We start from the raw sequence: 11,700 nt of genomic DNA, 5'->3' as shown, positions 1-11,700 counted from the left end.
TGAGCTGGAAGTATGCCGCCCGCTCAGCGGTCAGCTTCTTCCGTCCCTGCGGCCTCCGGTCCCCCCGGATCTGGTGGTCCATCGCATCCCCTGAGCTGGGGTGTTGCGACGACCACTAGAACGGAAGAAACCTCCTGGGGGCCTTACTCATGCCTTGTCGGTCGGCTGCGGGCCGGCACTGGTTGCTCGCGCAGTTCCCCGCGCCCCTTACGGGGCGTGCCGCACGTCGCCGTGCCGCACGCGCCCGGCGCGGGCACCCGTTAGAACGGGTTGAACTCGTCGTACTCCCGGTCCGCCTCGTCCCGCTCCGCGTCGCGGTCGCGGCGCCGCTGCGCCGCCGGCCGCGGGGCCTCCAGGCGGTGGTCCTCGCCACGGCGGCCCAGCATCTCCGCACCGGCGGCCATCGACGGCTCCCAGTCGAAGACGACCGCGTCGTCCTCGGAGCCGATGGCGACGCCGTCGCCCGCGCGGGCACCGGCCTTCAGCAGCTGGTCCTCGACGCCGAGGCGGTTGAGGCGGTCGGCCAGGTAGCCCACGGCCTCGTCGTTGTTGAAGTCGGTCTGGCGCACCCAGCGCTCCGGCTTCTCGCCGCGCACGCGGTAGAGGCCGTCCTCCTCCAGGGTGACGGTGAAGCCCGCGTCGTCGACGGCCTTCGGGCGGATGACGATGCGGGTCGCCTCCTCCTTCGGCTTCGCGGCGCGCGCCTCGGCGACGATGCCGGCCAGCGCGAAGGACAGCTCCTTCAGGCCGTGCCGGGAGACCGCGGAGACCTCGAAGATGCGGTAGCCGCGGGCCTCCAGGTCGGGGCGGATCATGTCCGCGAGGTCCTGGCCGTCGGGGATGTCGACCTTGTTGAGGACGACGATGCGCGGCCGGTCCTCCAGGCCGCCGTACTCCCGCAGCTCCGCCTCGATGACGTCGAGGTCGGTCAGCGGGTCGCGCTCGGACTCCAGCGTCGCGGTGTCCAGGACGTGCACGAGCACCGAGCAGCGCTCGACGTGGCGCAGGAACTCCAGGCCGAGGCCCTTGCCCTGGCTGGCGCCGGGGATCAGGCCGGGCACGTCGGCGATGGTGTAGACGGTCGCACCGGCCGTGACGACGCCCAGGTTCGGGACGAGCGTGGTGAACGGGTAGTCGGCGATCTTCGGCTTGGCCGCGGAGAGCACCGAGATCAGCGAGGACTTGCCGGCGCTCGGGAAGCCGACGAGGGCCACGTCGGCGACGGTCTTGAGCTCCAGGACGACGTCGCCGGTCTGGCCGGGCTCGCCGAGCAGCGCGAAGCCGGGGGCCTTGCGGCGGGCCGAGGCCAGCGCGGCGTTGCCGAGGCCGCCGCGGCCGCCCTGGGCGGCGACGTAGGTGGTGCCCTCGCCGACGAGGTCGGCCAGGACGTTGCCCTTGGCGTCCAGGATGACGGTGCCGTCCGGGACGGGCAGGACGAGGTCGGAGCCGTCCTTGCCGGAGCGGTTGCCGCCCTCGCCGGGCTTGCCGTTGGTGGCCTTGCGGTGCGGGCTGTGGTGGTACTCGAGCAGCGTGGTGACGGACTGGTCCACGACCAGGATCACGTCGCCGCCACGGCCGCCGTTGCCGCCGTCCGGGCCGCCGAGCGGCTTGAACTTCTCCCGGTGCACGGAGGCGCAGCCATGGCCTCCGTTACCCGCGGCGACGTGCAGCTCGACGCGGTCCACGAAGGTGGTCATAGCAGTGTGCCTCCAGATACGTACAGGGGATGTCTCTGTTGTAACGCAGCGAGGGCGGCCCCGCTTCCCCGCAGGGAAGGGAGGTCCGCCCTCGCTTATCGCTCTACGGAAGCCTTGGGTCAGGCAGCCGGAACGATGTTGACGACCTTGCGGCCACGGTGGGTGCCGAACTGCACCGCACCGGCCTCAAGCGCGAACAGGGTGTCGTCGCCGCCGCGACCGACACCGGCGCCCGGGTGGAAGTGGGTGCCGCGCTGGCGGACCAGGATCTCACCGGCGTTGACGAGCTGACCGCCGAAGCGCTTCACGCCGAGCCGCTGAGCGTTGGAATCGCGACCGTTCCGGGTGGACGATGCGCCCTTCTTGTGTGCCATGTCTCCTCAGTCCCTTACTTCGCAGCCGTGGGGATGCCGGTGATCTTCACCGCGGTGTACTGCTGGCGGTGACCGATGCGCTTGCGGTAACCGGTCTTGTTCTTGTACTTCAGGATGTCGATCTTGGCACCCTTGTGGTGGTCGACGATCTCGGCCGAGACCTTGATGCCGGCCAGGACCCACGGGTCGCTGGTGACGTTCTCGCCGTCGACGACGAGCAGCGTCGAGAGCTCGACCGCGTCGCCCACCTTGCCGGTGGAAATCTTGTCAACCTCGACGATGTCGCCGACAGCAACCTTGTGCTGGCGACCGCCGCTACGCACGATTGCGTACACGCGGATCTCACTCTCTCGCTAGTAAAGGGACCTCTGATGCCAGCCGCTCGCACGGGCCGGGGCCCGTGACTGTCCGAGTGGACGAGCGGCCTCTCCCGGCGGACCGGAAGGGGTTTGCTCAGTGGCGTGGTGCCGTAACAGACACCGACCGTCAAGATTACGTGCCCTTGACGAACGGGTCAAACCGGCCGATCACCGGTGCGGCCGTCTTCGCGCGTGGCACGTAGGGCCACGGTGGCCCGGCACCGCCGGACTGCGCCGCGTGGGCCGCTCGCCGTTGCGGCGGATCATTTCTGTCCGCCGCAGCGGCGAGCAACCACTACGTTGCAGTCCGGCGGTGCCCGGCCGGGCTCAGCCGGGAGTGCTTACTCCTCCGCGGAGGCAATCGCCTCCGCCGCCTTCTTCGTCGTCCGCTTGGCCGGGGCCTTCTTGGCCGCCGTCTTCGTGGCGGTCTTCTTGGCTGCCGGCGTCGCGGCCTTCTTGGCGGTCGTCGTCTTCTTGGCCGCCGCCTTCTTGGTGGCGGCCTTCTTCGCCGGAGCCTTCTTCGCAGCCGTCGCCGTCTTCTTGGCGGCCGTCTTGCGGGCGGTCTTCTTGGCCGGGGCCGCAGCCTCGGCCTCCTCGACACCCTCGGAGACGACGCCCTCGGAGACGACGCCCTCGGAAACGGGCTCGGCGACGGGCTCCGCGACCGGCGCGGCGGCCTCGGCCGCCTCCGGTGCCGGCTCGGCCGCAGCCGCGGCCGGGACGACCACGACAGCCGCCTCCGCGTCCGACGGCGAACCCGCCGGAGCCGAGACCCTGCGGGTCACCCGGCGGCGCGTACGGGCGGGAGCGGCCGGAGCCGCCTCCTCCACGGGCTCCGCGACGGGCGCGGGCTCCTCGACCGGCTCGGCGACAGCGGCAGCAGGAGCGGCAGGCGCGGGCGCCTCCACCACGACCTCCGCCGGAGCCTCGGCCGCCCGCGGCGCACCCGCCGGAGCGGACGCCTTACGGGTCGCCCGGCGGCGCGTACGGCCGCCGCGCTTGGCCGCGGCCTCCGCCTCGGACGCGCTGCCGAACCACTCCTCGTCACCGCCGACGGCCGGCTGAAGCTCGGCCTCGGTGACGGCGACGGGCTCCAGCTCGGGCGCCTCGGCGGCCTCGGCGGCCTCCTCGGCCGACGGGGCCTCCTCCGCGGCCGGAGCCGCGGCCACGGCGGCCTCGTGCACGTGCTCGTGCCCGGCCTTGCCCTTCTTCTTGCCGCGCTTGCCGCCGCCGCCACCGCCGCCGACCGACGCCGGCTGGTCCATGTGGACGATGACGCCGCGGCCGTTGCAGTGCACGCAGCCCTCGGAGAAGGACTCCAGCAGGCCCTGGCCCACCCGCTTGCGGGTCATCTGGACCAGACCCAGCGAGGTCACCTCGGCGACCTGGTGCTTCGTGCGGTCGCGGCCCAGGCACTCCAGCAGGCGCCGCAGCACCAGGTCCCGGTTGGACTCCAGCACCATGTCGATGAAGTCGATCACGATGATGCCGCCGAGGTCGCGCAGCCGCAGCTGGCGCACGATCTCCTCGGCCGCCTCCAGGTTGTTCCTGGTGACCGTCTCCTCCAGGTTGCCGCCCTGGCCGGTGAACTTGCCGGTGTTGACGTCGACGACGACCATCGCCTCGGTCCGGTCGATCACGAGCGAGCCGCCGCTCGGCAGCCAGACCTTGCGGTCCAGCGCCTTCATCAGCTGCTCGTCGATCCGGTACGTGGCGAAGACGTCGACGTCCGACGTCCACTTCTGGAGCCGGTCGGCCAGGTCGGGCGCGACGTGCGAGACGTAGCCGTGGATGGTCTCCCAGGCCCCCTCGCCGCTGACGATGACCTTGGAGAAGTCCTCGTTGAAGATGTCGCGGACGACGCGGACGGTCATGTCCGGCTCGCCGTAGAGCAGGCTCGGCGAGCTCGTCGAGATCTGCTTCGCCTTCTTCTGGATGTCCTCCCACTGCGCCTGGAGACGCTCGACGTCACGGCGCAGCTCGTCCTCGCTCGCGCCCTCGGCGGCGGTGCGCACGATGACGCCCGCGTCCTCGGGGACGATCTTCTTGAGGATGGTCTTCAGGCGCGCCCGCTCGGTGTCGGGGAGCTTGCGGCTGATGCCGGTCATCGAGCCCTCGGGCACGTACACGAGGTAGCGGCCGGGGAGGGAGACCTGGCTGGTCAGACGCGCGCCCTTGTGCCCGATCGGGTCCTTGGTGACCTGGACGAGCACGGACTGGCCGGACTTCAGCGCGGTCTCGATGCGGCGCGGGCCGTTGCCCATGCCGAGCGCCTCGAAGTTGACCTCGCCGGCGTACAGGACGGCGTTGCGGCCCTTGCCGATGTCGACGAAGGCGGCCTCCATCGACGGCAGCACGTTCTGGACCTTGCCCAGGTAGACGTTGCCGACGTAGCTGGTGGCCTGCTCCTTGTTGACGAAGTGCTCGACGAGGACGTTGTCCTCCAGCACGCCGATCTGGGTGCGCTCGCCGCTCTGGCGGACGACCATGACGCGCTCGACGGCCTCGCGGCGGGCCAGGAACTCGGCCTCGGTGATGATCGGCACGCGGCGGCGGCCCTGCTCGCGGCCCTCGCGGCGGCGCTGCTTCTTCGCCTCCATGCGGGTGGAGCCCTTGATGGACTGCACCTCGTCGAAGCCGGTACCGGGCTCGCGCTCCTCGCGCTTGCGGGGCTCGCGGACCTTGACGACCGTGCGCTCCGGCTCGTCGGCGCCCGGCTCGGTGTCGATGGCCTCGCCGCTGCGACGGCGGCGGCGACGGCGGCGACGGCTGCCGGCCGTGCCGCCGGCGGCCTCCTCGTCCTCCTCGGGCTCCTCCTCGCGGGCCTCGGCCTCTTCGGCCTCCGGCTCCTCCTCGGACTCGCCCTCGGCCTCGGCGGCCTCGCCACGGCGGCGGCGACGGCCGCCCCGGCGACGGCGGCGGGAGGGGCGGTCGCCCTGCTCCTCGTCCTCGGCGGCGGCCTCGGCCGACTCCTCGGACTCGGCCTCCGGCTCCTCCGCCTCGGCGGCGACCGGCGCGGCCTCGGCCTGCTCGGTCTCGGCGGGCTCGCCGCGGCGGCGACGACGGCGGCGGCCGGCGGCGGGCGCCTCGGCGACGACGCGCTCCTCCTCGGCCTCGGCCTCCGGCTCCTCCACCACGGCGGCCGCGGCGGCAGCTGCGGCGGCGGTCTCCGGGGTCTGGAACATCGGCTCGGTGAAGACGGGCGCCTGGAAGACGGCCGTCGGGGGGCGCACGGCGCGGCGGCGGCCACGCGCGGGAGCGGCGGCCTCCTCCGGCGCGGCCTCGGCCTCGCGGGCGCGGCTCGCCTCCTTCGCGGCTTCCAGGGCCGCGGCGGCCTGCTCGGCGTCACCCGCGGCGACACGGCGGCGCGAGCGCGTACGGGCGGGGGCCGGCTCGGCGGCGGCCTCGGCGGGCTGCTCGGCGGCGGGCGCCGCGGCGGGGGCGGTGGCCCGGCGGCGGGTGCGGCGGCCACGGGGCTCGGCGGGAGCCTCCTCGGCCTCGGCAACCGGCTCGGCAGGGGCTTCCGTCACGGCCTCGGCGGCCTGCGGGGCGCCCGCCGGGGCGGTGGCCTTACGGGTGGCACGGCGGCGCGGACGGGCCGGGGCAGCGGTCTCGGCGGCCTCGGGGGCGGCCTCGGCGACCGGAGCCTCCACGGGCTCGGCAACAGCCTCGGTCACGGCCTCGGCAGCCTGCGGCGCACCCGCCGGAGCGGACGCACGACGCACAGCACGACGACGCGGACGCGCCGGAGCGGCCGCAGCCTCCTGCGGCTCCTCGGCCTCGGGCTCGGCAGCGACCGGGGCGGCGGCCTGCGCGGGCGCCTCCACGGCGGCCTCGGCGGCCTGCGGCGCACCGGCCGGGGCAGAAGCGCGGCGCACGGCACGGCGGCGCGGACGCGCCGGGGCGGCGGTCTCAGCGGCCTCCTCGGGGGCGGCCTCGGCGACCGGAGCCTCCACGGGCTCGGCAACAGCCTCGGTCACGGCCTCGGCAGCCTGCGGCGCACCCGCCGGAGCGGACGCACGGCGCACGGCGCGGCGGCGCGGACGCGCCGGAGCGGCCGCAGCCTCCTGCACCTCCGCGACCTCTTCGGCCTCCTCCTCGACGGCGGCGGCGACGGCCGGCTCAAGCGGCTCGACGACGGCCTCGGCGCCCTTCGGGGCGCCCGCGGGGGCAGTGGCCTTACGGGTGGCACGGCGGCGCGTACGGGGAGCGGGCTCCACGGCGGGCTCCTCGACGGGCTCGGAAGTCAGGGCGACGGGCTGCGGGGACTCGGCCACCTCGGGGGCGGTCTCCACGGCGGGCTCGGCGACCTTGGGGGCGCCGGTGGGGGCCGTGGACTTGCGGGTCGCACGGCGGCGCGGGCGCGCGGGCGTCGAAGGAGCGGCCGGGGCCTCGGCCTCCGGCGCGGGGGCGGCCTCAGCGGCCTCGGGGGCCCCGGCGGCTACCGGCGGGCCCGCGGGGCGGGAAGCCGCACGGCGGCGGCGACGTGCCGGCAGGGTGTCGCCGGGTCCGTTGTCGTTGGATTCGGTCCCGGCAGGGCCGGGCTCAGCGGGCTCAATGGATTCGAGCATGCGGGCGGTTCTCCCGTCACGCTCCCGGGCGCCGCGCCGGTTCCGGCCCGCCGGTCCGCGTGATGAGCGCGGTACCGCCGTCCGGGGCGCGGTCGCCGCACGGGAGCTGTCGTCTCGCTCGCCGGGCCCGAATCTTGTCCTCGGGACCGGCGAAAGTCTCCTGGTCAGTGCGCCTGCCGCACCGGGTGGCTCCCTGGTGTCCGGCGGCGCTTCGACGGCCGTCCTTACGCGGAACCTTCCGGCACCTGCGCGCCGCCGGCGGGGCTCGGCCCGGCGGCCGTGGTGGGGAAGGCCGGGGCGGCATCGCGGTCGGGCGCGAGCGGGTCGGTCACCGTGCCGGACTCCTCATCGAGCAGCCCCTGCGCCAGCCTGGTCACCGCAGCGGGGACCGGCGGCGCCAGGTCGGCCGTAGCGCGGAGACCGGACAGGACGTCGTCGGGTCGAACGGCGGGTGTGGCGTGCCGAACAACCAGCCGCAGTATCGCACAGGGACCGTCGCCGGGCCTATCGGCCGCCGCGTCCCGCGCCTCGAGCCGGATCACGGCGCCACGTGCGTCGAAGGTCCGCAACCCGTTTTTGGTGCGGCGCTGGACGTCCACCTGCTCCGCCGCCAGGAACGCCGCTACGGCGCGCTCGGCGTCCGCGGGCTCGACGCCGTCCAGCCGCAGCTCCCAGACGGAGGCCTCCAGCCGTTCGGCGAAGGAGGACGTCCGGGCCTCGACGGCGTCCGTGATGTCCAGCCCGTCGGGCAGGGACTCGTCCAGCAGCTTGCGCAGCTGCCCGACCTCGCGGACCTCGGCGAGCTGGATCTCCAGGTACTCGGCCTCGCTGCCCGTGCCGGTGGGTGCGGCATTGGCGTACGACACCTTGGGGTGCGGGGTGAAGCCGGCCGAGTAGGCCATGGGGACCTCGGCCCGGCGCAGGGCCCGCTCGAAGGCGCGCTGGAAATCGCGGTGGCTGGTGAACCGGAGGCGGCCGCGCTTGGTGTAGCGCAGGCGGATGCGCTGCACCGCGGGTGCGGGCGGCGGGCCTTCGGGCTGTCGCTTGCCCAGTGGTCTGATTCCTTCGTGAGTGCGGTCGTACTGCTACCTAGAGTACGTGCCGTGGGGGCCCTGCCAACCCGGCAGGGCCCCCACGAGAACAAGCGTTCCTACTTGACGACGGAGAGCGGAAGCAGCTTCTTGCCCGTCGGGCCGATCTGGATGGACGTGTCCATCTGCGGGCAGACGCCGCAGTCGAAGCACGGCGTCCAGCGGCAGTCCTCGACCTCGGTCTCGTCGAGCGCGTCCTGCCAGTCCTCCCAGAGCCAGTCCTTGTCGAGACCGGAGTCCAGGTGGTCCCAGGGCAGGACCTCCTCGTACGTGCGCTCGCGCGTCGTGTACCAGGCGACGTCCACGCCCTGCCCGGGCAGCGTCGCCTCGGCGCACTTCATCCAGCGGTCGTAGCTGAAGTGCTCGCGCCAGCCGTCGAAGCGGCCGCCGTCCTCGTACACCGCGCGGATGACCGAGCCGATGCGCCGGTCACCGCGCGAGAGCAGGCCCTCGACGATGCCGGGCTTGCCGTCGTGGTAGCGGAAGCCGATCGAGCGGCCGTACTTCTTGTCGCCGCGGATCTTGTCGCGCAGCTTCTCCAGGCGGGCGTCCGTCTCCTCGGCGGAGAGCTGCGGGGCCCACTGGAACGGCGTGTGCGGCTTGGGCACGAAGCCGCCGATGGAGACGGTGCAGCGGATGTCGTTGGAGCCGGAGACCTCGCGGCCCTTGGCGATCACGTTGACCGCCATGTCGCCGATCTGGAGGACGTCCTCGTCGGTCTCGGTCGGCAGGCCGCACATGAAGTACAGCTTCACCTGGCGCCAGCCGTTGCCGTACGCCGTCGAGACGGTGCGGATCAGGTCCTCTTCCGAGACCATCTTGTTGATGACCTTGCGCATGCGCTCGGAGCCGCCCTCGGGGGCGAAGGTCAGGCCGGAGCGGCGGCCGTTGCGCGTGAGCTCGTTGGCGAGGTCGACGTTGAAGGCGTCCACGCGGGTCGACGGGAGGGACAGACCGATCTTGTCCTCCTCGTACCGGTCCGCCAGGCCCTTCGCGATGTCACCGATCTCGGTGTGGTCGGCGGAGGACAGCGACAGCAGGCCGACCTCCTCGAAGCCGGTCGCCTTGAGGCCCTTTTCCACCATCTCGCCGATGCCGGTGATGCTTCGCTCCCGCACGGGGCGCGTGATCATGCCGGCCTGGCAGAAGCGGCAGCCGCGGGTGCAGCCGCGGAAGATCTCGACGGACATGCGCTCGTGGACGGTCTCCGCGAGCGGCACGAGCGGCTGCTTCGGGTACGGCCACTCGTCCAGGTCCATGACGGTGTGCTTGGACACGCGCCACGGCACGCCGGACTTGTTGGGCACGACGCGGCCGATGCGGCCGTCCGGCAGGTACTCGACGTCGTAGAACGCCGGGACGTACACCCCGCCGGTCTTCGCGAGCCGGAACAGCAGCTCCTCGCGGCCGCCCGGGCGGCCCTCGGCCTTCCAGGCCCGGATGATCTCGGTGATCTCCAGGACGGCCTGCTCGCCGTCGCCGATGACCGCGCAGTCGATGAAGTCCGCGATCGGCTCGGGGTTGAAGGCGGCGTGGCCGCCGGCGAGCACGATCGGGTCGTCCATCGTGCGGTCCTTGGACTCCAGCGGGATGCCCGCGAGGTCCAGGGCCGTGAGCATGTTGGTGTAGCCCAGCTCGGTGGAGAAGCTCAGGCCGAAGACGTCGAACGCCTTGACGGGCCGGTGGCTGTCCACGGTGAACTGCGGCACCTTGTGCTCGCGCATGAGGTCCTCGAGGTCCGGCCACACGCTGTACGTGCGCTCGGCGAGGACGCCCTCGCGCTCGTTGAGGACCTCGTAAAGGATCATGACGCCCTGGTTGGGCAGGCCGACCTCGTACGCGTCCGGGTACATCAGTGCCCAGCGGACGTCGCACTCGTCCCAGGGCTTGACGGTGGAGTTCAGCTCGCCACCGACGTACTGAATGGGCTTCTGCACGTGCGGGAGGAGAGCTTCGAGGCGCGGGAAGACCGACTCGACAGGCATCGCAATGTCTCTCATGAGCGGAAGGGGGTGACCCTCAAGGGTAACGTGCCCGGCGAGCAGCCCCTCACGGCTGGAGATCGGCCCGGTACCGCTTGCGGGACGCCTTCGCCCATACGTCCGGAAGTTCCCGCTCGCCCTGCGCCGCGTGCTGCTCCTCACGCCCGTACAGCAGGCCCAGCGTGAACGTGCTCTCCCCCGCCGCGTGGGCCCGGATCGCCAGCGCGCGCAAGACCGTACGGGTCATGACCGTGTCCTGGTGGTCGCCGAGGAGCTCCTGGACCTCCTTCATGCGGGACCTGAAGCGCTTGGCGGGCTTGCCGAGGGCGGGCACGGCCGCCTCCGCGGCGTAGCGGGCGCGCTTGGCCGCCTTGCGGGCCTCGTGGAGGGCGGTGTCGCGCAGGGGCCCGGCCTCGGTGCCCAGGGCCGTCTCCACGCGGCCGGCCAGCCGCTCGTAGTCGTGCAGGACGGCCCCGGCCAGGACCTCCGGCGCGGGCCGGGCGGCGGCCCGCCGCAGCGGCGGGTCGGCGAGGAGGGCGTCGAGCGCGTCGAGGAGGGCGAGGTAGCGCTCGCCGTCGAGGAGCGCGAGGACGCGCTTGCGGGTGCCCCTGGCGCGGCCCGCCGCGTAGATCCGCAGGCGGGCGCGGACGGGCCCGAGGACGAGCGTGACCGGCAGCCCGGCGAGGCAGGCCTGGAGGCGGGCGGCGACGACCTCGCGGTCCCGGTCCGCGCCGAGCTCCTCGGCGAGCCACTTCAGCTCCGCGCCGAGGGGGTCGGTGACCTTGCGGTCCAGGACGCCGCCGTACGTGCGGAAGGCGCTGCGCAGGCGGCGGGTGGCGACGCGCATCTGGTGGACGGAGTCCTCGGCGTCGCGGCGGACGGCGGTGTCGTACGCGAGGAGGGCGTCGGTCTGGCGCCGCACGTAGGCGAGGACGTGGTCCCCGGCGGTGGCGGCCCCACGCTTCTCCTTCCGCTTCGGCTCCTGCCCCTGCCGCTTCGTCTCCTTCTTGCCGCCCGTCTCCTCCAGCGCCCTGGCCAGCTTCGACGGCGCGTCGGAGGGGTGCAGGCCCTCCTTGCGGAGGCGCTTCTCAACGGTGTCGAGGAAGGCGGGGTCGGTGCCGGTGCCGAGCTCGACCTCGAACTCGGTCCAGCGGGCGCTGCGGCCGCCGTCGCCGAGCCGGTCGGCCCTGACCCGGTCGGCGCTGGCCTCGGCGAGGACCGTGCCCCGCGCGTCGAGGAGCCGGCTGATCTCGCGGCGCGAGCGGATGCGGACGAGCGGGACGAGCTCGGCGTGCCGGACGCGGGCCCGGACGAGGGCGGCCAGAGCGCGCGGCACGTCCGGCGAGAGGGGTGCCTGGATCTCGTCCCGCACGCCGGGGGCGACGGGGAGCTTGAGGTGCCAGCCCGCGTCGGAGCCGCCGGTGCGGCGGCGCAGGGTGATGCCGGCCGCGGCGAGGCGCCGGTCCGCGGTGTCGTAGTAGACGGCGTCGAGTTTGTGCGTGCCTTCGCCGCTGACGGCCGCCACGCCCGCGACCCGGCTCAGGTCGGGCAGCGAGGCCGCTGCCGCGGAGGCGTCGGCTTCGTACTTCCGCTCGATCTCGCGCAGAGTGTCCGCCATAGTGCGAA

7 protein-coding genes are annotated in these 11,700 nt (G+C 73.5%); all 7 read right to left on the bottom strand.

All coding sequences use genetic code 11. The annotated features are described in order from the left end of the window. Positions 1 to 260: 260 nt before the first annotated feature. Complete coding sequence (obgE, locus tag D7231_RS29775; RefSeq protein ID WP_120758712.1) at positions 261 to 1,697, bottom strand: GTPase ObgE; 1,437 nt, start codon at positions 1,695 to 1,697, stop codon at positions 261 to 263. A 119-nt stretch (positions 1,698 to 1,816) separates the two neighbouring features. Beyond that, positions 1,817 to 2,071 (bottom strand): 50S ribosomal protein L27, encoded by a 255-nt coding sequence (rpmA, locus tag D7231_RS29770; RefSeq protein WP_030366504.1) that lies wholly within the window; start codon positions 2,069 to 2,071, stop codon positions 1,817 to 1,819. 14 nt (positions 2,072 to 2,085) lie between these two features. Further along, the gene (gene rplU / locus D7231_RS29765) at positions 2,086 to 2,406 is read right to left on the bottom strand and encodes a 50S ribosomal protein L21 (RefSeq protein ID WP_030366503.1); all 321 of its coding nucleotides are present in this window, start codon (positions 2,404 to 2,406) and stop codon (positions 2,086 to 2,088) included. A gap of 365 nt (positions 2,407 to 2,771) precedes the next feature. Beyond that, a complete protein-coding gene (locus tag D7231_RS29760; RefSeq protein ID WP_120758711.1) occupies positions 2,772 to 7,001 on the bottom strand; it encodes an Rne/Rng family ribonuclease in 4,230 nt (1,409 codons plus the stop codon). A 224-nt stretch (positions 7,002 to 7,225) separates the two neighbouring features. After that, positions 7,226 to 8,011 carry a TIGR03936 family radical SAM-associated protein gene (locus D7231_RS29755; RefSeq protein WP_120758710.1) on the bottom strand — a complete coding sequence of 262 codons (786 nt, stop codon included), beginning with the start codon at positions 8,009 to 8,011 and terminating at the stop codon, positions 7,226 to 7,228. 140 nt (positions 8,012 to 8,151) lie between these two features. Next, on the bottom strand, positions 8,152 to 10,077 hold the full coding sequence (locus tag D7231_RS29750) for a TIGR03960 family B12-binding radical SAM protein (protein ID WP_120758723.1): 1,926 nt from the start codon (positions 10,075 to 10,077) through the stop codon (positions 8,152 to 8,154). Between the two features lie 64 nt (positions 10,078 to 10,141). Next, positions 10,142 to 11,692: a CYTH and CHAD domain-containing protein gene (locus D7231_RS29745; RefSeq protein WP_120758709.1), complete on the bottom strand. Its 1,551-nt coding sequence runs from the start codon at positions 11,690 to 11,692 to the stop codon at positions 10,142 to 10,144. Positions 11,693 to 11,700 lie beyond the last annotated feature (8 nt).

This window comes from Streptomyces klenkii (genome assembly GCF_003626645.1).
Lineage (GTDB): Bacteria > Actinomycetota > Actinomycetes > Streptomycetales > Streptomycetaceae > Streptomyces > Streptomyces klenkii.
The sequence above is the reverse complement of the archived record's forward strand: the minus strand, read 5'-3'. Positions and strand labels throughout refer to the sequence as shown.

Bases quoted from the DNA above. Each gene is read 5' to 3' on its own strand.
- obgE (WP_120758712.1), bottom strand. From the start codon at position 1,697: ATGACCACCTTCGTGGACCGCGTCGAGCTGCACGTCGCCGCGGGTAAC.
- rpmA (WP_030366504.1), bottom strand. From the start codon at position 2,071: ATGGCACACAAGAAGGGCGCATCGTCCACCCGGAACGGTCGCGATTCC.
- D7231_RS29760 (WP_120758711.1), bottom strand. From the start codon at position 7,001: ATGCTCGAATCCATTGAGCCCGCTGAGCCCGGCCCTGCCGGGACCGAA.
- D7231_RS29750 (WP_120758723.1), bottom strand. From the start codon at position 10,077: ATGCCTGTCGAGTCGGTCTTCCCGCGCCTCGAAGCTCTCCTCCCGCAC.
- D7231_RS29745 (WP_120758709.1), bottom strand. From the start codon at position 11,692: ATGGCGGACACTCTGCGCGAGATCGAGCGGAAGTACGAAGCCGACGCC.